We start from the raw sequence: 22,508 nt of genomic DNA on the forward strand, positions 1-22,508 counted from the left end.
GCCTCAAAAATGAAACCGGTTATGTGGTTATATTCAACAACACACTTTCATTATTTGGAAAAGCGCAGGGGGACGGGAGCCTGCCAAATATTCTTGGCCGTCAGTTCGGATCATTCGCTGGCTGGATGCGGCGCCAACGGTCCCTCACGACCTGGCCACCTTCCATCGCCTTATTGCCAAAAGGCAGCGTCGCCGTGAAATTAATGCTAATGCCCTCTATACAGACAGGCTAAAATGCGCGGCCGGCTAACCGCTGATTCTTTTCCAACGCGCCCCACAAGGTTCGCTACGTGATCGAGTTTCAAAACGTCCATAAAACCTACCGCGTCGCCGGTAGGGACATCCCCGCGCTGCACCCGACCAGTCTGACGATAGAGAACGGTCAGGTCTTTGGTCTGATCGGCCACTCCGGTGCGGGAAAAAGTACCCTGCTACGTCTGATCAATCGCCTGGAAGACTCCAGCGGCGGCAAGATCATCGTCGATGGCGAGGAAGTCACCGCCCTGGACGCCAGCGGCCTGCGGCGGTTCCGCCAACAGGTCGGGATGATTTTCCAGCACTTCAACCTGCTGGCATCCAAGACCGTGGCCGACAATGTGGCTTTGCCGCTGACATTGGCCGGGGAATTGTCCCGCAGCGAAATCGACCAGCGTGTCGCCGAATTGCTGGCGCGGGTGGGCCTGTCCGACCACGCCAGGAAATACCCGGCGCAGTTGTCTGGAGGCCAGAAGCAGCGCGTCGGCATCGCCCGCGCCCTGGCCACCAAGCCCAAGATCCTGCTGTGTGACGAAGCGACCAGTGCGTTGGATCCGCAAACCACGGCATCGGTGCTGCAGTTGCTGGCGGAAATCAACCGCGAGCTGAAGCTGACCATCGTGCTGATCACCCATGAAATGGACGTGATCCGCCGGGTCTGCGACGAAGTCGCGGTGATGGACGCCGGTGTCATCGTCGAGCAGGGGCCGGTGGCCGAAGTTTTCCTGCACCCCAAGCATCCGACTACCAAGCGCTTCGTCCAGGAAGACGAGCAGATCGACGAGAGCGAGCAGCGCGACGACTTCGCCCATGTACCGGGGCGCATCGTGCGTCTGACGTTCCAGGGCGAAGCGACCTACGCGCCATTGCTAGGCACCGTCGCCCGCGAAACCGGCGTGGACTACAGCATTCTGGCCGGCCGCATCGACCGCATCAAAGACACCCCCTATGGACAATTGACCCTCGCCATCACCGGCGGTGACCTGGAGGCGGCATTTGCCCGCTTCACTGCGGCCGATGTCCACATGGAGGTGCTGCGCTGATGGAACTGTTGACTGCTTTTTTTGCAAATATCGACTGGCTGGAAATCTGGCTGGCGACCGGCGACACCCTGTTGATGCTGTTCGGCTCGTTGCTGTTCACCGTATTGCTCGGCCTGCCACTGGGCGTGCTGCTGTTCCTGTGCAGCCCCCGGCAACTGCTCGAGGCCCGCGGTGTGTATGCGCTGCTGTCGTTGATCGTGAACATCCTGCGCTCGCTGCCGTTCATCATCCTGCTGATCGTGATGATTCCGTTCACCGTATTGATCACCGGCACCTCCCTGGGCGTGGCCGGGGCGATCCCGCCACTGGTAGTAGGGGCAACGCCGTTCTTCGCACGGTTGGTGGAAACCGCCCTGCGCGAAGTCGATCGCGGCATCATCGAAGCGACCCAGGCCATGGGCGCGACGACCCGGCAGATCATCGTCAACGCCTTGCTGCCGGAAGCCCGTCCGGGCATTTTTGCGGCAATTACGGTGACAGCGATTACGCTGGTTTCCTACACGGCCATGGCCGGTGTGGTGGGAGCCGGTGGTCTGGGCGACCTGGCGATCCGTTTCGGTTACCAGCGTTTCCAGACCGATGTGATGGTGGTCACGGTGGTGTTGCTGCTGGTGCTGGTCCAGGTGCTGCAAACCGTGGGTGACAAGCTGGTTGTGCATTTCTCTAGAAAATAAGGCCTCGCGCCAATAAACCATGAGCCAGCCATTCGCTGGCAGGCGCCGAGAGCGGGCGCCTCACAAGGAGTTAGCTGAATGAAGAAACTACTGGTTGCCTTTGCTGCCGCTGCAGCTTTTTCCGCCCATGCCGCCGACACCCTGACCGTCGCGGCCACACCGGTCCCGCACGCGGAAATCCTCGAATTCGTCAAACCGGCATTGGCCAAGGAAGGCGTAGACCTCAAGGTCAAGGTCTTCACCGACTACATCCAGCCGAACGTGCAGGTTGCGGAAAAGCGCCTGGACGCCAACTTCTTCCAGCACCAGCCGTACCTGGATGAATTCAACAAAGCCAAGGGCACCCACCTGGTGAGCGTGGCCGGTGTGCACCTGGAGCCTCTGGGCGCGTACTCCAGCAAGTACAAGGCACTTACAGAACTGCCAGGCGGCGCCAACGTGGTGATCCCGAACGACGCCACCAACGGCGGCCGTGCGTTGTTGCTGCTGGCTAAGGCTGGGGTGATCAAGCTGAGCGATCCTGCCAATATCCTGTCGACAACCAAAGACATCACCGAGAACACCAAGGATCTGAAGTTCCGTGAACTGGAAGCCGCGACCATTCCTCGTGTGCTGACCCAGGTGGACCTGGCCTTGATCAACACCAACTATGCACTGGAAGCCAAGCTCGATCCCTCCAAGGATGCCCTGGTGATCGAAGGCAATGATTCGCCGTATGTGAACATCCTGGTGGCCCGCGAGGAAGACAAGGACAGCGACGCGATGAAGAAGCTGGCGGCGGCCTTGCACACTCCGGAAGTGAAGGCTTTCATCTTGGAGAAGTACAAAGGGGCGGTTCTGCCGGCGTTTTGATTTGACCAGGTGGTGAAAAAACGGGGCTGCATCGAAGTGCAGGCCCGTTTTTTTTTGCTCGCCATAAATGACCTGTCTCCTCGTCACAGGATCTGCTTCATAGTTCTACGAGCCCCATGCTAAATTCTTCGCCGCAACCTCTAATGAGTAGAGGGCATTCAGGGAGAGAAGTGTGTGATCAAGTCTTTGTTGGTTGGGGCATTGCTGGCAATGGCATCAGCATCGGCATCTGCGATGAGTTGCGATAACCCTAGAAACGCCTATGACAGAACATATTGCGCATCGCTGAAAATGGTTCAGTCGGATCAGGAAATCAATGATCAATACAAAAAGACCATGAGTGCCCTGAACCCGGATCAAAAGAAGACAGTGAAAGCGGCTCAAATCCAGTGGATCAAAATTCGTGACAACGCCTGTTCCAACGATGGCCTGCTCTACCTGGACTGTGCCAACGAGAAGACCGAGGCACGCATCGTCATACTCAAAGCGATCGAGCGCGAATGCCGTGCTGCCGGTTGCGACGATGCCAAGCTGTCGCAAGTCGAGTAACCCGTAAACAACGTCGGGCTTGCAGGCGTATCCCACGAAAACCCGACGTAAAGCGCCGGGTTTTTCTTTGGTGGGTTCATCCGTTACCCAATCCGATTCACCAGCAACGACCCCAACACACCCTTGCCCCTTCTTTCAGCCTGGCGCAAGTAAGTCATGATCGGTGCTGCGCAGCGCCACGCTCGACCATGGCACGCCATGCCTGGACGCTGGGGCGCTCCTGCATCCTGGCATGCCAGGCTCGAAGCGCCACGCACTCTTCAGGTACCGGAAGCTGCACCAGTGAGGCGAAGATCATGCCGCCCAGTACCGCAATGTCAGCCATCGAAAACTTCTCGCCCGCCACAAAGGGCTGGTCGTTGAGAAGTCTGTCGAAATAACGCATGCCTCTGATCGCCTTACCGCGCATCCGGGCGCCCCACTCGACGTTCTGGTACAGCTCGACATCTGGGCCGAGTCCTGGCGTGGCATGGTGGAAGTACACACTGACGGCATCGAGAAACTCGATTTCGGCACGCTTGGTCATCATATGGATGATGCCTTTTTCAACAGGCGTTTGCCCCGTCAGCGTCGGGTGTCCGTCCAGGCTATCCAGGTATTGGGTAATCGCCGTGCACTCAGCGATCCGAGTCCCGTCTCTAAGCTCAAGCACGGGGAGCGTGCCGGAGTAATTGATGGCCAGGAATTCAGGTTGCTTGTGCTCACCGGCCCAGAGATTGACCGATACGAATTCAACGTTCGACAGCAAACCCTTTTCCGCCAGCGCGATGCGCACCCGGGCAGGGTAGGGTCCGTTGAACCAATCGTAGATTTTCAGTGTGGAAGTCGTTGGAACAGCGTCGCTGCGTTCCTGTGGAAAGGTCATGAGCCGATACCTGCCTGTCAGTTGGTAGGTAAAGACTGAATCGGTTTTTTCTCATCGTCAACTCCCTACCTGACAATTGGCAGGTAGCCAGTCGTACGCGTAGAATCCATGCCCCTGATCCATTTGGTCTCGAAGCGAGGGTGGCAACGTGAACGAAAATGCTCGAGAAGCCATTTTGGCAGCGGCCAGATCCGCAGCCCAACTGCATGGTTACAGCGGTATCAATTTCCGAAGCATTGCTGAAGAAGTGGGCATCAAGAATGCGAGCATCTACTACCACTTTCCGAGCAAGGCGGCCCTGGGCGCTGCGGTCGCCGAACGTTATTGGCAAGAAGCGCAGCGGGCGCTTGAAGCGATACGTGAGGCCAACCCTGACCCGAATCGGTGTCTGCAGCTTTATCCATCGATTTTTCGAAAGTCTCTCCAGGATGGCAACAGACTCTGTCTGTCCAGCTTCATGGCGGCCGAGTACGAAGACCTTCCCGAGGAAGTCATGCGTGAGGTCAAGGCGTTTGCGGACCTCAACGTGATGTGGCTCGCCCAGATGCTGGCGAATGCCAGCACAGGCAGCACCGAGAAATGTGAACGTCGGGCCCTCGCCATCTACACCGCAGTAGCGGGCGCCCAGTTGATTGCGCGAACCCGGATGGACATCAACCTGTTCGACGATTTGATAGAGAGCTATCAAGAGGCGGGATTGATTCCAGCCTGACTGTGTACGCCGCTTTTCTTCTCAAACCGGGCCGTTCTCCAAAGCTTCACGAAGGCCAAGCTTAATCTGGGTTGTGAGCGTTGCTGGCAGGGTGCCACAATCGTTCCTTTAGTTGCATCACGATCAGGTGGATCACATGCATGGCCAAGGATCTCGGAATGATCAGGATTTTTTCATAGCCGAGCAGGTGCGAACCGACCGACTGCAGCAACTGTTTCGCCAATCGATCACGGCGGTATTTGGTAGCTATCTCGCGGCCGTCATGTTGTGTTGGCTGTGCTGGGACCGCTTTGAACACAGCGTCGTCCTTGTGTGGCTAGCCTTACTGACGGGATCGACGCTTTTACGCATCGCGTTGTTCGTTGCCTATGTCCGCAGCGATGAAAGCAAGCGCACACCTCAACGCTGGGAGCGCAAGTACTGGATCACGTTGGTGTTGTCCGCCAGCATCTGGGGGGGAGGTGCCCTGGCGGTCATGCCGGCGGACGATCTTCTGTCCCAGGCATTGGTCATGCTTTTTACTGTGGGGATGTCCGTCAGCGCGGTGTCCTGCTACTCGGCCTACCGCGATATGACGCTCGTCTCCATTGGCCTGGTCCTGTTGCCCTGCACCGCCTGGCTGCTGTTGCAACCATCGCAGCTTCAAGTCGGCATGGCGCTCTGCATCCTGGTGTTCGCGGCGTTCGTAGCCCGCGCAACACACAAAATGTCCCAGGCACTGGAAACCGCCTTCAGGCTCACCCGTGAAATGGAGCAGGCTAACAGCATTTCAACCCGTGCCGCGCAAACCGATGAACTGACCGGCCTCAAAAGCCGGCGCGCTTTCTTCGAACATGCCCAGCAGCTCTATAACGAGTGCAGAACCAATCGGTTGGAACTGTGTGCCGTCATGTTGGACATGGATCATTTCAAGCACATCAACGACACCTACGGCCATCAAGTGGGCGACCAGGTTCTGCGGCAGATGGGCATGGTCATCAATTCATCCTTTCGCGCCACGGATATCCACGGCCGGTTAGGCGGAGAAGAATTTGCCATTCTGCTTCCCAACACCTCGATCGAGGTCGCAACCGAGATTGCCGAAGAGCTTATCCAGACCATCGGCGGATTGATGATCGAGCCCGTCAACTGCGTGACGGCCAGCCTTGGCGTGGCGTCCACGCAGGCGGGACACAAGGATCTGCATAGCCTGATGAATAACGCTGACCAGGCGCTGTATCGGGCCAAGGCGTTGGGGCGCAATCAAGTCGCGGTTGCCCGATAGCGCGGCTTCTGGTTGAACATATCCTCCTTGGTGGCCGTCTTTGCGACAAGCAGATATCCAGCTGGATTCGATGCGGTTTCCAGATTTGTCGACGCAGCTCGCTTCGCCCTGTAGCCATCGCCCGCCTTTGACTTTCCCTCTCTGCGAAAGCCTGTGTTGCTTGGCTGATCCCCTCACGCCTTGCGCGTCCCCGGCTGAGGCGGGGAGATATCTCGCAGGTTAGGAAATAAATTTCCTTCTCTATCAATCTCTTAGCAATAAAGCAGAAAATTTTTAAAAATTTATCTTGCGCGCAAAGTATTTGAGCGTTAACTTTATCTCAACTGGTTAGCGCACAAACATTTGGCGCATACCAAACTAAGACTCGATCAGCCCATTCAGCAAGAGGAAACATCATGAACGTTCTCTATACCGCAGTCGCAACCTCCACCGGTGGCCGTGATGGCCGTGCTGTTTCCAGCGACAAGATTCTCGACGTGAAACTGGCCACCCCAAAAGCCCTGGGCGGTACCGGTGGTGAAGCCACCAACCCTGAGCAACTGTTCGCAGCCGGCTACTCGGCTTGCTTCATCGGCGCACTGAAGTTTGTCGCCAGCCAGAGCAAACGCAGCATTCCTGCCGATGCCTCGATCACCGCACACGTCGGCATCGGCCAGATCCCTGGTGGTTTCGGTCTGGACATCGACCTGCACATCAACCTGCCAGGTCTGGATCAAGCCGATGCCCAAGCGCTGGTCGACGCGGCTCACCAGGTTTGCCCGTACTCCAACGCGACTCGCGGCAACGTCGACGTCCGCTTGCACGTCACCGTCTAACGCACTTCATCTACGAATAAAAAGGATCAGGACATGAACACTTTCCGCAAAACGCTCGTTGGCTCGCTTCTGGCACTGTCCCTCGGCAACGCGTTCGCAACTTCTTTTGTTCAACCTACGTTCGCTGAGGGTGGTTCGGATCGCCTGATCGAAAACCGGGTAGCCGAAGGCGGCTCGGATCGACTCATCGAAAACCGGGTAGCCGAAGGTGGCTCGGATCGACTGATCGAAAACCGGGTGGCAGAAGGCGGCTCGGAACGACTCATCGAAAACCGCGTGGCCGAAGGCGGCTCGGATCGACTCATCGAAAACCGGGTGGCCGAAGGCGGCTCGGATCGACTCATCGAAAGCCGCGTGGCCGAAGGCGGCTCGGATCGACTCATCGAAAACCGTGTGGCCGAAGGTGGCTCGGATCGACTGATGGAAAACAGAGTGGGCTGAAAAAACCCTTCACCACTTCAAAGCCGGTCGAATCAACCCATGTTGCTTCCAAAACAAAAGACGCCGCTTATCTCTCACGAGGAAGCGGCGTTTTTTTGCAACGTGTCATAGGCATCCTAAACGATGCTATCCACCACACCACCATCGACACGCAGCGCCGCTCCAGTGGTGGCCGAGGCCTGCTCCGAACTGGCATAGATAATCATGTTGGCAACCTCCTCGACGCGTGCCGCGCGCTGGATGATCGAGGTGCTGCGGTGCTGGTTGACGAAGTCTGCCGCGACCTTTTCCAGGCTTTCCCCAGTGCGCTCGACGTCTGCCTTGAGCATCTGAGCAACCCCTTCGGAAAGCGTCGGCCCGGGCAATACCGAGTTTACCGTCACGCCCGTACCAGCGAGGCGCTTGGCCAGGCCGCGAGCGATGGACAGTTGGGCGGTCTTGGTGAAGCCGTAGTGGATCATGTCGGCAGGAATGTTCACGCCCGATTCCGACGAGACAAACACGATCCGTCCCCAGCCACGCTCGGCCATGCCCTGCGCGTAGGCCCTGGAAACACGCACACCCGACATGACGTTGGTTTCGAAGAAGCGTTGCCATTCGCTGTCCGGCGTTTCGAAAAAATCTTCCTGTTTGAAGATGCCCAGGTTGTTGATGACGATATCGAAGCTGGGGTGCTTGGCTATCAGTGCCTGGCAGCCCGTCGAGTTGCTGAGATCGCCCACAAAGCCGGTCGCCCTTGAGGCAAGCGCGCCCAAGCGCTGCAGCGCGTCCGCCACGCTGCTCTCGCTTCGACCGTTGATGACCACGTGAGCACCGGCTTCGAGAAAGCCTTTGGCGGTAGCGAAACCGATACCGCTGGTGGATCCGGTGACCAGGACCTGACGTCCGGTGAAATCGATGTTCATGAGGGGGACTCCTTGATTAATGAACCAGAGGAAGTGCGATATTTCTGACTGGACGGTAGTCCGACGGATTTGCAGATGGCTTTGCCATTCCAACGTCGCCGATATCGCAGGTCCTTAATCATGGACACGATTGAGGCTTTGCGCCTCCTCGTGGTCAATCAACCATCAGGAAGCCGGCCGCACCGCCAGTTCATAGTCGGTCCTGGGGGAGCAAGCGTCCTCGCCACGAGACTCGGTAGACCCGGCTTTCAGGCCTGCGCGCTGAATCGCTGCGCAGCACGCCGTTCAAGCATCGCGGCTTCCGTTTCTTGGGTCGCCAGTTCGCCTTTGTGCGCCAGTTGGTTGAAAAACAGCCCGTCCGAAAATTCCTGGGGCGGCACCGAGCCGGCGCGCTTGAGCAGCGGTGCCAGGTCGATGGTGCTGGCGAAGTTTTCCTTGGTCAGATTGTAGCGGCCCAGGTAGCTGCCAGACCAAGGCGAGTCGGCATCCATCATGTCGATGGAGGCGTCGCGCAAGGCGCTGGCTGCGGCTTTCAAATCAGTGGATTCATTGAGCAGATCGGTGAGGCGCTGGGTCTGCGAGGTGCTGAGCTGCCCGGCGGTGTTGAGCACTTTCAACTTGCCATCGGCCTCGACGGTGAAGCCGTATTTCTTGCTGGCCAGATCCGGGTCGGTTGCCGACAGCGTTGACTGGAATGCCTCGAAGGAGGTTTTCAAGGTGTTTTTCGCGCTCTCGGTGATCGCGACATAGCGAGGAAAATCTGGCGATTGGGATCGACCGACCCAGGTGGTAATGGCCACCAGTGGTTGCTCCACGGTCTGGGTTTCTTCACTGGGGTGGTAGATGGCTGCTGGGCCAGCGCTTGCCAGTTCCTTTACAGAGCCTGTTGGAGGATGAGTGACCAACTTCTGATCGGAGCGGGTGAGGTGGTTGTTGGGGGGTGCAATAGGGGCAGCGCTAAGAGAGAGTTCCATTTCATCGGTCCATGATTGGCGGATACATCGGGTTATCGACAGCCGCGGACCGAGCTTTAGGAAGTGAGAGGACATGGGGTGAGGTCAATTAGTCATGTGGCGGCTGTTAGGGCGCTATCGCGAGCAAGCTCGCTCCCACAGGAATTCATGATGGGCGCAATGTCTGTAAACAGCCCGGAAAAAACTGTGGAAGCGAGCTTGCTCGCGATAGCGTTGGGCCTGCTTGCATCGATGTTGAGTGTGCCGCCGTCGTCGCGAGCAAGGGCTCCCACATAGGGACTTGGGTGTTCACAGATCCTGCATTCACCACCAGATCCCCGCTTATATGAAGCAACAGATCTTCAATACCACCGCGCCTCACCCGGCGGGCGCTTCTTGAAGCGTTTCATGCTCCACATGTACTGGCTGGGATAGGCCCGTACGTAGCGTTCCACCACCTGGCTCATGGCCGCGCAGGCGGTTTCGGTGTCGGTGCTGTACATAGCTTCGGGCGCGGCTTCGAGGATAACCTTGTAGCCGGAGCCGTCCGGCAGGCGCAGGGCGTGGAGGAAGACGCCGACCGCCTTGCCGCCGGCGAGCATGTTCGGTACGAACTTGCTGGTCAGGGCCTGAGTGGCGAAGAAGGGCACGAAGATGCCAGCGGATTCGGCCGGTTCCGGGTCGGCGGGGATGCCCACCTGGCCGCCCTTGCGCACTTCCTTGATGACACTGAGGATGCCTTCCTTGGTGGACGCCGCGACTTTGTTGCCCAACTGCACCCGCTGCTTCTGCAGCAGTTCATCCACCGCCTTGAGCTTGGGCGGCCGATAGAAAATGATCGGTTTGCACTGGCTGCAATAGAAGTGGTTGAGCACCTCCCAGTTGCCCAGGTGGCTGGTGATGCCCACCACGCCCTTGCCCGAGGCCAGCGCCTCCTTCAACACCTCCAGGCCCTCGACTTCGCGCACCAGTTCGATGGAACGCTGGGCCGGCCAGATCCAGGCGCAGGCACTTTCGGTCAAGGATTTGCCGATGTCCTTGAGGCTCTGGCCCACCAGGCGTTCGCGCTCGGCCGGGTCCATCTCGGGAAAGCACTTGGCGAGGTTGATCCGCACCACGTCGCGGGAGCGATTGGGAAATTTCCACATGAGCCAGCCAATGGCAGAGCCCACCGCCTGCACCGCCCGCCAAGGCAGCAGCGCAAACAACCGCAGAGCGCCGACCAGCAAGGCGCCTTTCAACTTATCCACAGGTCACTCCTGAATTCTTCGGTCGTGTTGCGAGCCGGCTATTCTAACCACCGTTTGCCAGCTCAGCGTAGCGGTCGCAATCCCTTGTGTGGTCCATCACCATGCCCGAGGCCTGCATGAAGGCGTAGCAAATGGTGGGGCCGACGAACGTGAAGCCGGCTTTTTTCAGACCCTTGCTCATTTCGATGGCCTGGGGGGTGATGGCCGGTACTTCGGTGCGGTCCCTGAAGTGGTTGATGACGGGTTTATCACCCACGAACGACCACAGGAACGCCACCGGGTCTTCCAGCGCCAACCAGGCCTGGGCATTGCGACGGGCGGCCTTGAGCTTGAGCCGGTTGCGGATGATGCCAGGGTCGAGCATCAGATCATCGATTTCGGCATCGCTCATCTGCGCCACCCGCTGCACATCGAAGCCATAGAGCACCTTGCGGTAATGTTCACGCTTGCGCAGCACGGTGATCCAGGACAACCCGGCCTGGAACCCTTCGAGCAAAAGCAACTCGAACAAACCCTGCGCATCGCGCAGCGGCGTCCCCCACTCCTGATCGTGATAAGCCATGTACAACGGATCGTCAGAACACCAAAAGCAGCGTGGCATAAGGCTCCAGGGGGCGTGCGCACGAACGAATCGGGTATACTCCCGCTCTTTAAATCGCAGCCCAAGAAACAGGTGAATTTCGTGAGCCAGCCTACGCCAGCCGTGCGTACCTTCCAAGACTTGATCCTCGCCCTCCAGCAATACTGGGCCGAGCAAGGTTGCGTGGTACTTCAGCCCTACGATATGGAAGTAGGCGCCGGCACTTTCCACACTGCCACGTTCCTGCGTGCCATCGGCCCGGAAACCTGGAACGCCGCCTACGTACAGCCCAGCCGCCGCCCGACTGACGGCCGCTACGGCGAGAACCCGAACCGCCTGCAGCATTACTACCAGTTCCAGGTGGTCCTGAAGCCCAACCCGGACAATTTCCAGGAGCTGTACCTGGGATCGCTCAAGCACGTGGGCCTCGACCCGTTGGTGCATGACATCCGTTTCGTCGAAGACAACTGGGAGTCGCCGACCCTGGGCGCCTGGGGCCTGGGCTGGGAGGTCTGGCTCAACGGCATGGAAGTGACTCAATTCACCTACTTCCAGCAGGCGGGCGGCATCGAGTGCTACCCGGTGACCGGCGAAATCACTTACGGCCTGGAACGCCTGGCCATGTACCTGCAAGGCGTGGATTCGGTCTACGACCTGGTGTGGGCCGACGGTCCGTTCGGCAAGGTGACCTACGGCGACGTGTTCCACCAGAACGAAGTGGAGCAGTCGACCTACAACTTCGAACACGCCAATGTCGAGAAGCTGTTCGAACTGTTCGATTTCTATGAAAGCGAGGCCAAGCGCCTGATCGAGCTGGACCAGCCGCTGCCGTTGCCGAGCTATGAAATGGTGTTGAAGGCCTCCCATACCTTCAACCTGCTGGACGCACGCCGGGCGATTTCGGTGACCGCGCGTCAGCAATACATCCTGCGTGTGCGCACCCTGGCGCGTTCCGTCGCGCAAGCCTACCTGATGGCCCGTGCCAAGCTGGGCTTCCCGATGGCGACCCCGGACCTGCGTGATGAAGTGTTGGCTAAGCTGGAGGCTGCACAATGAGTGCTCAAGATTTTCTGGTTGAACTGGGCACCGAAGAACTGCCACCCAAAGCCCTGAACACCCTGGCCGATGCGTTCCTGGCCGGTATCGACAAAGGCCTGCAAGCCGCCGGACTGAACTTCGAGACCAAGCACGTCTACGCCGCGCCGCGTCGTCTGGCCGTGCTGATCACCGGCCTGGCGACCCAGCAGCCGGATCGCAGCATCAACCTCGACGGCCCGCCACGCCAGGCCGCATTCGATGCAGACGGCAACCCGACCCAGGCTGCCCTGGGCTTCGCCAAGAAGTGCGGCGTGGACCTGAGCGAAATCGACCAGAGCGGTCCGAAGCTGCGCTACAGCCAGAGCATCAAGGGCAAGCCGACCGCCAGCCTGCTGCCGACCATCGTCGAAGACTCACTCAATGACTTGCCGATCCCCAAGCGCATGCGCTGGGCCGCGCGCAAGGAAGAGTTCGTGCGTCCGACCCAATGGCTGGTGATGCTGCTCGGTGACCAGGTCATCGACTGCACCATCCTGGCCCAGAAGGCCGGTCGCGATTCCCGCGGCCATCGTTTCCACCATCCACAGAGCGTGCGCATCACTTCGCCGGCCAACTACCTGGCCGACCTGCGTGCCGCCTATGTGCTGGCCGATGCCCACGAGCGTCGCGAGCTGATCAGCAAGCGCACCGAAGAGCTGGCGACCCGCCAGGAAGGCACCGCCATCGTGCCGCCGGACCTGCTGGACGAAGTGACTGCCCTGGTGGAATGGCCAGTGCCGCTGGTGTGCTCGTTCGAGGAACGTTTCCTGGAAGTGCCGCAGGAAGCGCTGATCACCACCATGCAGGACAACCAGAAGTACTTCTGCCTGCTGGACGCCGAAGGCAAGTTGCTGCCGCGCTTCATCACGGTCGCCAACATCGAGAGCAAGGACCCGCAGCAGATCGTCGCAGGTAACGAAAAAGTCGTTCGCCCGCGCCTGACCGATGCCGAGTTCTTCTTCAAGCAAGACAAGAAGCAGCCGCTGGAAAGTTTCAACGAGCGCCTGCAGAACGTGGTGTTCCAGGAAAAACTCGGCAGCGTCTACGACAAGGCCGAGCGGGTTTCGAAGCTGGCCGCGTTCATCGCTCCGCGTATCGGCGGCGATGCCCAGCGCGCAGCCCGCGCCGGCATCCTGTCCAAGTGCGACCTGTCCACCGAGATGGTCGGTGAGTTCCCGGAGATGCAAGGCGTCGCCGGCTACTACTACGCCCTCAACGACGGCGAGCCACAAGACGTTGCCCTGGCCCTGAACGAGCAATACATGCCTCGCGGTGCCGGTGCTGAACTGCCGACTACCCTGACCGGCGCGGCCGTGGCCATCGCCGACAAGCTCGACACCCTGGTCGGCATCTTCGGCATCGGCATGCTGCCCACCGGCAGCAAGGACCCGTATGCCCTGCGTCGTGCGGCACTGGGGGTGTTGCGTATCCTGATCGAGAAGCAACTGGACCTGAACCTGAACGACGCCGTGGCCTTCGCCGTCAACGCGTTCGGCAGCAAGGTCAAGTCTGCCGGCCTGGCCGATGCGGTGCTGGAATTCATCTTCGACCGCCTGCGTGCGCGTTATGAGGACGAAGGCGTCGATGTGGCGACCTACCTGTCGGTGCGAGCCCTCAAGCCAGGTTCCGCACTGGACTTCGACCAGCGCGTACAAGCCGTACAGGCCTTCCGCAAACTGCCGGAAGCCGCTGCGCTGGCCGCTGTGAACAAGCGCGTGTCGAACCTGCTGTCCAAGGCCGAGCCGACGGTCAATGCGCCTGAAGCCCGCTACTTCGATAACGCCGTGGAATTTTCGCTCAACTCGGCGATTCAGCAGGCCTATGCGTCGGTGCAACCGCTGATGGAAAAACGCGAATACGCCGAAGCGCTGGCGCGCCTGGCGGCATTGCGCGAGCCTGTCGATGCGTTCTTTGACGCCGTGATGGTGAATGCGGACAACGAAGACGTGCGCAGGAACCGCTATGCATTGCTGGCCCGCCTGCGCGGGCTGTTCCTCAACATCGCCGATATTTCAGTGCTGGGTTGAGGAGCCGCTGTTGAAACTGCTGATTCTCGATCGGGATGGGGTGATCAATCACGACTCCGACGCTTACATCAAATCGGTGGAGGAGTGGTTGCCGATCCCCGGCTCGATCGAAGCCATCGCGCAGTTGAGCAAGGCCGGCTGGACGGTGGCGGTCGCCACCAACCAGTCGGGCATTGCCCGCGGTTATTATGACCTCGCGGTACTGCATGCCATGCATGAGCGCTTGCGCGACCTGGTGGCCGGGCAGGGCGGCGAAGTCGGCCTGATCGTCTACTGCCCCCACGGGCCGGATGACGGTTGCGATTGCCGCAAGCCCAAGCCAGGCATGCTCAAGGCCATAGCGGCGCATTACGACGTGCCGCTTGCGGGCGTGTGGTTTGTTGGCGACAGCCTCGGTGACCTGGAGGCGGCCAAGGCCGTCGATTGTCAGCCAGTTTTGGTAAAGACCGGGAAAGGCGAAAAGACTCTGGGCAAGACCCTACCGGTGGGCACTTTGATTTTTGACGATTTGGCGGCGATTGCCGCTGAACTTATCCACAACTAGGGCTCCCAAGACATCCTGATCAAGGATTGTTCGGGAAGCGCTTGAACAGGCGGGCACCGCCCCGCAACGGTAAATGCCGCCATGTCGATATTGCAGGCCATCAGAACCTTTCTCTTTTACCTGCTACTGGGCACCAGCTCCCTGCTGTGGTGCACCCTGAGTTTCTTTATCGCGCCGTTCATGTCGTTCCGGGCGCGCTACCGTTTCATCAATGTGTACTGGTGCCGCTGCGCGCTGTGGCTGAGCAAGGTATTCCTGGGCATCCGCTACGAAGTTAAGGGTGCCGAGAACGTGCCTGACAGGCCCTGTGTGATCCAGTCCAACCACCAGAGCACTTGGGAAACCTTCTTCCTGTCGGCTTATTTCGAGCCGTTGAGCCAGGTACTCAAGCGCGAATTGCTGTTCGTGCCGTTTTTTGGCTGGGCCATGGCGATGCTCCGTCCGATCGCCATCGACCGCGACAATCCCAAGGCCGCGCTCAAGCACGTGGCAAAGAAGGGCGACGAGTTGCTCAAGGACAATGTCTGGGTATTGATCTTCCCTGAAGGCACCCGTGTTCCCTATGGAACCATCGGCAAGTTCTCCCGCGGCGGTACCGCATTGGCGGTCAATGCCAACCTTCCTGTATTGCCGATTGCACACAATGCCGGCAAATTCTGGCCCAAGGCGGGCTGGGTCAGGAAGCCAGGCTTGATCACCGTAGTGATTGGCCCCCCCCTGTACGCCGAAGGTAGCGGGCCTCGGGCTATCGCCGACCTCAACGACCGTGTCCAAGCCTGGAATGAACAGGCACAACGGGAAATGGGTTCACTTCCTCCGGCACCGGCAGCCCCCATTGCTTCGGACCAGATCGCTGTCTGATTTCTGTGGATAAGCTGTGTACCGATTTTCCTGAAAGCCTTTCCAGTTTCATATAACTATTTGTTTTTTATACATATTTCATAAACACATAAAACCTCGGGAAAGGTGCATAAGTTTTTTATAGCACCACCGAAGGTTGTGCCTTTTCAGTGTCTAGCAAGGCCAAACCAAAACTGAACGTCGTGCCTTCACCGACCACACTACGGCATTCGATCTGTCCGCCGTGACGGTCCACAACCGCCTTGACCATGGACAACCCCAGGCCTACGCCGTCTACACCATGAGCCGATGAGAACCGTCGATACTGACTGAACAGATCCGGCAGTTCCCCAGCCTCGATGCCTTTGCCCTGGTCCACGAGATCGCAGGTCAAACGCCCCTCGGCGCAACGAACCCGCACCACGATGCGGGTGGCGGGCGGGCTGTACTTGATGGCGTTCTCCAGTAGATTGAACAAGGCGCGGGTCAACAAGGCCTGGTCGGCACTCACCATCGCTTCTTCGTCGTCGATGTCCTGGGCGATCTGGATATGCTTGGCCTGGGCCAGAGGCAGGGCTTGGTCGAGCACGTCCAGGACCAGCATGGCGAACAGTGTCGGTCGGAACTGATAGACCTCCGATTCGGCCCGCGCCAGTTGCACGAAGCCGTCTGTCAACGCCAGGGCACGCCGCACCTGACGTTCGATCTGGTCGAATACAGGATCGGTCGTACCTGCCTGGTGCCGCTGCACGTCGAGCAGCGCCAGGATCGCAGAATGTGGGGCGCGCAGGTCGTGGGACAGGAAACGCAGCATGATATTGCGCTGCTCTTCAGCCTCCCGCTCCGCGCTCAGGTCAGTCAGGCTCAGCAACCAACCCACGGGCACATCACCATCGGCCGGCAACAGGGAGGCCCGTTCCAGGCGCAGGCTGCGGTCCTGGACATCGCGAAACTCCAGCAGCGGCAATGTGGATAACCGGTGCGGGCAGCCGGGTACCAACCCCGGATAACCCAGCTGTGCGAGGTGTTCCACCACATCTTCACCGGCCAGGCCACGACCGAAGAGCTCCCGCGCCTTACGGTTACCGAGCAAGACCTTGCCATGGGGGTCGCTGATCATGGTCGCCACCGGCAGGTATTCCAGGCCATCGGCTATGAACCGCCGGGTATCCCGCGTGCGACTCATGGCCTGCTCAAGGGCCATGACCTGGCCTTGCAAGCGATCGCTGCCGGTGTAGGGCGCGCGACGACGCTCCGGGAACACCTTCGGTTCCGCGTCCAGGCGGGCCAGCTCCCAACCGAAATACGCCAGCACGACGCTCAGCCGTCGCCAGTTCCAGATCAGGTAGCCAAACAACATGCCCAGCACACTGGCCAGGGGAGACCACCACCAGCCCTGCGCGCCCAGCACGGCGCTGAGGGTCAGTGCCAGGCCCATTCCACCCACTGTCGTCCATAACGCCAGACGCGGACGCAGGAGCAGCAACCCCAGCACACAGGCCACCAGACACACCGACAACAGTGCAGCAGGCCCGTTGCGTGTCGGTTGGGCGCTGAACGACAACAGAGCCGTCAGGGGCAGCAACAACAGACTTATCCACAACCATTCGCGCACCAATTGTCGAAACAGGCGTTGGGCTTGGGTCGGTTCACGGCTTTCACGGCGGCGCTGATGACTCATAAGGTCCTTGTACGAGCAAAAGGGCAGAAGGGATTGTTCATTTGATAGGCGACGAACCCACGAGCTGGGCAGCTCGAGACTATAGCGGACTCGATAGGCGGCGTGCTGCTGCCTTTCCCTCCACGGCTTGAGCCGGTATTGTCGCAGCCTGCGACAGCAAGCCTCGCCGCTAGCCAGCCAAGGCTGGACCGTTTGGGTGGCCTGCTGATGATGTTCGTTACTTTCGAGATCAAGGAATCGCGTCCCATGCGTGTCGCCATACTGGATGACGAACCGGCCGAGCTGCGCCGGGTGGAGCAGACATTGCAACAGATCCCCGGCCGGGGTGAGCAAGCCTGGACCCTGCACAGTTTCGAGCGCGGCGAAGACCTGCTGCGGCAACTGCGTCGGGAAACCTTCGACCTGTTGATACTCGACTGGCAGTTGCCCGGTATCAGTGGCCTGTCGCTGCTGCGCTGGACACGCGAACACATGGACTCGCCTCCGGCCGCCATCATGCTCACCAGCCGCGACGGCGAGCAGGATATCGTCCAGGCCCTCAATGCCGGCGCCGACGATTACGTGAGCAAACCCTTCCGACCCAACGAGCTCAAGGCCAGGGTCAGCGCCGTGCTACGCCGGCACAACCTGCAACGTGCTCCGGCCAGCGATGTACGAGTCTTCAATGACCTGGCGTTCGACGATGCCGAACTGACGGTCACCCGCGCCGGCGTGCCCATCAACCTGACCGAGCGGGAATACCGACTGGCCCGCTGCCTGTTCGCCAATCTGGGGCGTCCATTGTCCCGGGAATATTTCTACGAACGTTTCTGGACCCACGAGGAAATGACCTCGTCCCGCCCCCTCGACACCCACATCTATCGCCTGCGCAACAAGCTTGGCCTGACGGCTGATCGAGGTTGGCAGTTATTGACTATCTATGGGTATGGGTATCGCCTGGAAAGCGTATCGGCGGACAGCGAAACGTCGGTAGCGAGTTGAGCCAGGCAAGCTCCGCGTCCCGAAAGCGAACGCGGAGCTTGTGTTGAAGCGTCCCACGCGTGGCGTGGGAAGCATGACTAGTTGGCCATCTGCAGTGCTTTGCCAGCCTTCCCGACCCGACGACGCTGCACCAGCAACCCGGACGCGACCACCAGCAGGCTGAGCAGCCCCGTGGCGAGGATCTCCACCCGGTGGGCTTCCTGGAACAGCATGATCGTCAGGGCACCGATGATGAATACGATTACCAGGTACGTCAGGCCCGGGAACAGCCACATGCTGAAGGCAATCTTTTCCCCACGAGCCATGCGCTGCTTACGCATGCGCAGCTGCGAGAATGCGATCACCAGGTAAACAAGCAGTGCGATGGCGCCGGAGCTGGCGAGCAGGAATTCGAACACGGCAGCCGGGGCCACGTAGTTGGCGAACACCGCCAGGAAAGCGGCTGCGGTGGACAGCATCACAGCCCAGTAAGGGGTGCCGCTCTTGTTGGTACGCTGGGAAACCGCCGGCGCATCGCCACGCTTGCCCAATGAGAACATCATGCGCGAAGCGGTGTAGAGCGCGGAGTTGAGGCAGCTTGTCACCGCGACCAGCACGACGATATCGACAATCAGCTTGGCATTGGGGATACCCATGCGCTCCAGCACGGTCTGGTAGGAACCCACGCTGGCCAGCAGCGGATCGTTCCATGGCACCAGGGCCACGACGATAAAGATGGAAACCAGGTAGAACAGGCCGATCCGCCAGATCACCGAGTTGGTCGCCTTTGAGATCTGTTGGCCTGGGTTCTTCGACTCAGCGGCCGCGATGGTCACGATCTCGGTGCCCATGAACGAAAACATGGTGGTCAGGATCGCTCCCAGTACCGCGCCCATGCCGTTGGGCAAAAAACCCTGAGTGTCGAATAGATGGGAAACACCGCTGACCTGGCTGCTGGGCAGCCAACCGGAAATTGCCAGGATCCCAAGGACGATGAAACCGATGATCGCCACCACCTTGACCAGGGCAAACCAGAACTCGAATTCACCATAGTTCTTGACACTGAACAGATTGGTGGCCGTCAGCAGCAGGGTGATGACCAGGGTGAAGGCCCAGATCGCCACGTCCGGGAACCAGGCGTGCAATATGGTCGCTGCAGCGTTGGCCTCCAACGGGATCACCAGCACCCAGAACCACCAGTAGAGCCAACCGATCGTGAAGCCAGCCCAGCGCCCGATCGCCCGATCAGCGTAGGTGGAAAAGGAACCGGTGTCCGGAGACGCGACCGCCATTTCGCCTAGCATACGCATCACCAACACCACCAGCGCGCCGGCGGCGGCGTAGGCCAACAGCACGGCCGGGCCTGCCGCTGCGATAGCGTGGCCGGAGCCAACGAAAAGGCCGGCGCCGATCACACCAGCGATAGAGAGCATCGTCACATGTCGTGGCTTGAGCCCTTGTTCCAGGTTGTTGGAAGTTTGCGTACCGCTCATTGAGACTACCCTTGGTATTTAGATTTATTCATTCCATCTCGGACTGTCGCTTCTTTTGTAAAAATAAAAAAACGACATGTAATTTATTTAACACGCAAGATCTGCGCCAGGCTTCCTGTGGTCCCCGTATTCCGGGGGCCAAGCAGATATTCCAAGTCCTTGAGATTAAAAGCTTTTGCCTGAGGTGTTACTGGGTTACACGCTTTCTGACCCATAGGTCTGGTAGGAAACAGGCTGAACTGGGGGTGTAAAAAAAGGCCAACGCTTGCGCGTTGGCCTTTTTTTTGGAGGGGTGTTCTGCTTGGTATCAGAAGTCCAGGTTGGACACCGCCAGGGCGTTGCTCTCGATGAAGTCACGACGAGGTTCAACCGCATCACCCATCAGGGTGTTGAAGATCTGGTCCGCACCAATGGCGTCTTCGATGGTGACCTTCAGCATCCGACGCGAGCCCGGGTCCATGGTGGTTTCCCACAGCTGATCCGGGTTCATTTCCCCCAGCCCCTTGTATCGCTGGATGGTGTGGCGTTTGGTGCTTTCTGCCATCAACCACTCAAGGGCTTCCTTGAACTCGGTCACGGACTTCTTGCGCTCGCCGCGCTGGATATAGGCACCTTCATCCAGTAGCGTGCTCAACTGTGCACCGAGAGAGACCACAGTCTTGTAGTCGTTGCTGCTGAAGAAGTCGCGGTTGAAGGTGACGTAGTTCGACAGGCCATGGGAAATCAACTCGACTTCCGGCAGCCAGACGTTACGTTCACGGTCTTCGCGCAGGCTGGCCTTGTAGACCAGGCCAGACTTCTCGACAGTGCGCAGGCGGACTTCATACTGGGCCAGCCAATCCTGCATCGCTGCGTGGTCGGACAGTTGCTCCATGCTGACGGCCGGCAGGTAGATGAAGTGCTCGGTCAACTCCTGTGGGTAAAGTCGCGACAGGCGCTTGAGCGTCTTCATCACCAGGCGGAAGTCGTTGACCAGGCGCTCGAGAGCTTCCCCGGAAATGCCTGGGGCGTCTTCGTTCAGGTGCAGGCTGGCATCTTCCAGGGCCGACTGCGTCATGTATTCTTCCATGGCGTCGTCGTCCTTGATGTACTGCTCCTGCTTGCCTTTCTTGACCTTGTACAGCGGCGGCTGGGCGATGTAGATGTAGCCGCGCTCGATCAGCTCGGGCAACTGACGGAAGAAGAACGTCAGCAGCAGTGTACGGATGTGCGAACCGTCGACGTCAGCATCGGTCATGATGATGATGTTGTGATACCGCAGCTTGTCGATGTTGTACTCTTCACGACCGATGCCGCAGCCCAGGGCGGTGATGAGGGTGCCGACTTCCTGGGACGAGATCATCTTGTCGAAACGTGCCTTCTCGACGTTCAGGATCTTGCCCTTGAGCGGCAGGATGGCCTGGGTCCGGCGGTTACGGCCTTGCTTGGCAGAACCACCGGCGGAGTCACCTTCCACGAGGTACAGCTCGGACAGGGCAGGGTCCTTTTCCTGGCAGTCAGCCAGCTTGCCTGGCAGGCCAGCGATGTCCAGCGCGCCTTTGCGGCGGGTCATCTCGCGGGCCTTGCGCGCGGCCTCACGGGCACGGGCGGCGTCGATCATCTTGCCGACCACCAGCTTGGCTTCGTTCGGGTTCTCCAACAGGAAGTCGGAAAAATACTTGCCCATCTCCTGTTCGACAGCGGTCTTCACTTCGGAAGACACCAGCTTGTCTTTGGTCTGGGAGCTGAACTTCGGATCCGGCACCTTCACCGAAATGATCGCCGTAAGGCCTTCGCGGGCATCGTCACCCGTGGTGGCGACCTTGTGCTTCTTAGCCAGGCCTTCCTGCTCGATGTAGTTGTTCAGGTTACGGGTCAGCGCCGAACGGAAGCCCACCAGGTGAGTACCGCCGTCGCGTTGCGGAATGTTGTTGGTGAAGCACAACAGGTTCTCGTTGAAGCTGTCGTTCCACTGCAGGGCGATTTCCACGCCGATGCCATCTTCACGCTGGACATTGAAGTGGAACACCTGGTTGACCGCGGTCTTGTTGGTGTTCAGGTATTCAACGAACGCACGCAGGCCACCTTCGTACTTGAACAGCTCTTCCTTGCCGCTGCGCTCGTCCTTGAGGACGATGCCGACACCGGAGTTGAGGAAAGACAGTTCACGAATCCGCTTGGCCAGGATGTCCCAGCTGAAATGGATGTTCTTGAAGGTTTCGGCCGACGGCTTGAAATGGATCTGGGTACCGGTGGTTTCGCTGTCGCCAACGATTTTCATCGGCTCCTGCGGAACGCCGTGGACATAGGTCTGTTCCCAGATCTTGCCGCTACGGCGAACGGTCAGTACCAGCTCTTCGGACAGCGCGTTCACGACCGAAACACCTACCCCGTGCAGACCGCCGGAGACCTTGTAGGAGTTGTCGTCGAACTTACCGCCGGCGTGCAGCACGGTCATGATGACTTCGGCAGCGGAAACGCCTTCTTCCTTGTGCACATCGACCGGGATGCCACGGCCGTTGTCGCGTACGGTGATGGACTCGTCCGGATGGATGATGACGCTGATGTCGTCACAATGGCCGGCCAGCGCTTCGTCGATGGAGTTGTCGACCACCTCGAACACCATATGGTGCAGACCGCTGCCATCGTCGGTGTCACCAATGTACATACCGGGACGTTTGCGTACGGCATCCAGGCCTTTCAGCACTTTAATGCTCGTTGAGTCGTACGTATTTTCTTCGCTCAATGC

General features: G+C 59.3%; 21 protein-coding genes. 13 read left to right on the top strand and 8 right to left on the bottom strand.

The genetic code is table 11. The features are described 5' to 3' along the window. Positions 1–290: 290 nt before the first annotated feature. The 4 genes from BT179_RS04225 to BT179_RS04240 all read left to right on the top strand — a co-directional run bounded on the left by BT179_RS04225 (position 291) and on the right by BT179_RS04240 (position 3,373). On the top strand, positions 291–1,298 hold the full coding sequence (locus tag BT179_RS04225; protein ID WP_072398302.1) for a methionine ABC transporter ATP-binding protein: 1,008 nt from the start codon (positions 291–293) through the stop codon (positions 1,296–1,298). Beyond that, a complete protein-coding gene (locus BT179_RS04230; RefSeq protein ID WP_072398303.1) occupies positions 1,298–1,972 on the top strand; it encodes a methionine ABC transporter permease in 675 nt (224 codons plus the stop codon). Before BT179_RS04225 ends, BT179_RS04230 begins: the two co-directional genes overlap by 1 nt. A 78-nt stretch (positions 1,973–2,050) precedes the next feature. Then, on the top strand, positions 2,051–2,824 hold the full coding sequence (locus BT179_RS04235; protein WP_072431308.1) for a MetQ/NlpA family ABC transporter substrate-binding protein: 774 nt from the start codon (positions 2,051–2,053) through the stop codon (positions 2,822–2,824). Between the two features lie 174 nt (positions 2,825–2,998). Next, positions 2,999–3,373, top strand: a complete 375-nt coding sequence (locus tag BT179_RS04240) for a lysozyme inhibitor LprI family protein (protein WP_083526393.1) — start codon at positions 2,999–3,001, stop codon at positions 3,371–3,373. A 154-nt stretch (positions 3,374–3,527) separates the two neighbouring features. Here BT179_RS04240 and BT179_RS04245 read toward each other — a convergent pair whose 3' ends face one another. Next, a complete protein-coding gene (locus BT179_RS04245) occupies positions 3,528–4,238 on the bottom strand; it encodes a glutathione S-transferase (RefSeq protein ID WP_072431309.1) in 711 nt (236 codons plus the stop codon). Positions 4,239–4,386: 148 nt separating this feature from the next. On the opposite strand from BT179_RS04245, the gene BT179_RS04250 reads away from it, so the two are divergent. The 4 genes from BT179_RS04250 to BT179_RS04265 all read left to right on the top strand — a co-directional run bounded on the left by BT179_RS04250 (position 4,387) and on the right by BT179_RS04265 (position 7,470). Next, positions 4,387–4,950, top strand: coding sequence for a TetR/AcrR family transcriptional regulator (locus BT179_RS04250; RefSeq protein ID WP_072431310.1), 564 nt, complete (start codon positions 4,387–4,389; stop codon positions 4,948–4,950). A 136-nt stretch (positions 4,951–5,086) separates the two neighbouring features. Beyond that, positions 5,087–6,214 carry a GGDEF domain-containing protein gene (locus BT179_RS04255; protein ID WP_072431311.1) on the top strand — a complete coding sequence of 376 codons (1,128 nt, stop codon included), beginning with the start codon at positions 5,087–5,089 and terminating at the stop codon, positions 6,212–6,214. A 395-nt stretch (positions 6,215–6,609) separates the two neighbouring features. Next, positions 6,610–7,029, top strand: a complete 420-nt coding sequence (locus BT179_RS04260) for an organic hydroperoxide resistance protein (RefSeq protein WP_072398308.1) — start codon at positions 6,610–6,612, stop codon at positions 7,027–7,029. A 33-nt stretch (positions 7,030–7,062) separates the two neighbouring features. Beyond that, the gene (locus BT179_RS04265) at positions 7,063–7,470 is read left to right on the top strand and encodes a hypothetical protein (RefSeq protein WP_072449226.1); all 408 of its coding nucleotides are present in this window, start codon (positions 7,063–7,065) and stop codon (positions 7,468–7,470) included. Between the two features lie 116 nt (positions 7,471–7,586). Here the strand turns inward: BT179_RS04265 and BT179_RS04270 are convergent, their stop codons facing one another. The 4 genes from BT179_RS04270 to tag form a co-directional block, all read right to left on the bottom strand. After that, positions 7,587–8,375, bottom strand: coding sequence for an SDR family NAD(P)-dependent oxidoreductase (locus BT179_RS04270; RefSeq protein ID WP_072431313.1), 789 nt, complete (start codon positions 8,373–8,375; stop codon positions 7,587–7,589). A gap of 248 nt (positions 8,376–8,623) precedes the next feature. Beyond that, complete coding sequence (locus BT179_RS04275; RefSeq protein ID WP_072431314.1) at positions 8,624–9,349, bottom strand: hypothetical protein; 726 nt, start codon at positions 9,347–9,349, stop codon at positions 8,624–8,626. Positions 9,350–9,690: 341 nt separating this feature from the next. Next, on the bottom strand, positions 9,691–10,578 hold the full coding sequence (locus tag BT179_RS04280) for a lysophospholipid acyltransferase (RefSeq protein WP_072397575.1): 888 nt from the start codon (positions 10,576–10,578) through the stop codon (positions 9,691–9,693). A 43-nt stretch (positions 10,579–10,621) separates the two neighbouring features. Then, on the bottom strand, positions 10,622–11,179 hold the full coding sequence (gene tag / locus BT179_RS04285; protein ID WP_072397573.1) for a DNA-3-methyladenine glycosylase I: 558 nt from the start codon (positions 11,177–11,179) through the stop codon (positions 10,622–10,624). A gap of 81 nt (positions 11,180–11,260) precedes the next feature. Here tag and glyQ point away from each other — a divergent pair, with 81 nt between their 5' ends. The 4 genes from glyQ to BT179_RS04305 all read left to right on the top strand — a co-directional run bounded on the left by glyQ (position 11,261) and on the right by BT179_RS04305 (position 15,667). Beyond that, positions 11,261–12,214 carry a glycine--tRNA ligase subunit alpha gene (glyQ, locus tag BT179_RS04290; RefSeq protein ID WP_053253611.1) on the top strand — a complete coding sequence of 318 codons (954 nt, stop codon included), beginning with the start codon at positions 11,261–11,263 and terminating at the stop codon, positions 12,212–12,214. Then, positions 12,211–14,262: a glycine--tRNA ligase subunit beta gene (glyS, locus tag BT179_RS04295; protein ID WP_072431315.1), complete on the top strand. Its 2,052-nt coding sequence runs from the start codon at positions 12,211–12,213 to the stop codon at positions 14,260–14,262. The genes glyQ and glyS overlap by 4 nt, the downstream gene beginning before the upstream one ends. 10 nt (positions 14,263–14,272) lie before the next feature. Then, a complete protein-coding gene (gene gmhB, locus BT179_RS04300; protein WP_072397560.1) occupies positions 14,273–14,806 on the top strand; it encodes a D-glycero-beta-D-manno-heptose 1,7-bisphosphate 7-phosphatase in 534 nt (177 codons plus the stop codon). Between the two features lie 81 nt (positions 14,807–14,887). Continuing rightward, positions 14,888–15,667, top strand: a complete 780-nt coding sequence (locus BT179_RS04305; protein ID WP_072397558.1) for a lysophospholipid acyltransferase family protein — start codon at positions 14,888–14,890, stop codon at positions 15,665–15,667. A 118-nt stretch (positions 15,668–15,785) separates the two neighbouring features. Here BT179_RS04305 and BT179_RS04310 read toward each other — a convergent pair whose 3' ends face one another. Further along, positions 15,786–17,327, bottom strand: coding sequence for a sensor histidine kinase (locus BT179_RS04310; protein ID WP_072431316.1), 1,542 nt, complete (start codon positions 17,325–17,327; stop codon positions 15,786–15,788). Between the two features lie 246 nt (positions 17,328–17,573). Here BT179_RS04310 and BT179_RS04315 point away from each other — a divergent pair, with 246 nt between their 5' ends. Further along, on the top strand, positions 17,574–18,308 hold the full coding sequence (locus tag BT179_RS04315; RefSeq protein WP_072397591.1) for a response regulator transcription factor: 735 nt from the start codon (positions 17,574–17,576) through the stop codon (positions 18,306–18,308). A 77-nt stretch (positions 18,309–18,385) separates the two neighbouring features. Here BT179_RS04315 and gabP read toward each other — a convergent pair whose 3' ends face one another. Together gabP and gyrB are read right to left on the bottom strand one after the other, a co-directional pair. After that, a complete protein-coding gene (gabP, locus tag BT179_RS04320; RefSeq protein ID WP_072397554.1) occupies positions 18,386–19,780 on the bottom strand; it encodes a GABA permease in 1,395 nt (464 codons plus the stop codon). Positions 19,781–20,087: 307 nt separating this feature from the next. Then, a complete protein-coding gene (gene gyrB / locus BT179_RS04325) occupies positions 20,088–22,505 on the bottom strand; it encodes a DNA topoisomerase (ATP-hydrolyzing) subunit B (protein WP_072397589.1) in 2,418 nt (805 codons plus the stop codon). Between the last annotated feature and the right edge of the window lie 3 nt (positions 22,506–22,508).

This window comes from Pseudomonas sp. NFACC43, assembly GCF_900119645.1.
Lineage (GTDB): Bacteria > Pseudomonadota > Gammaproteobacteria > Pseudomonadales > Pseudomonadaceae > Aquipseudomonas.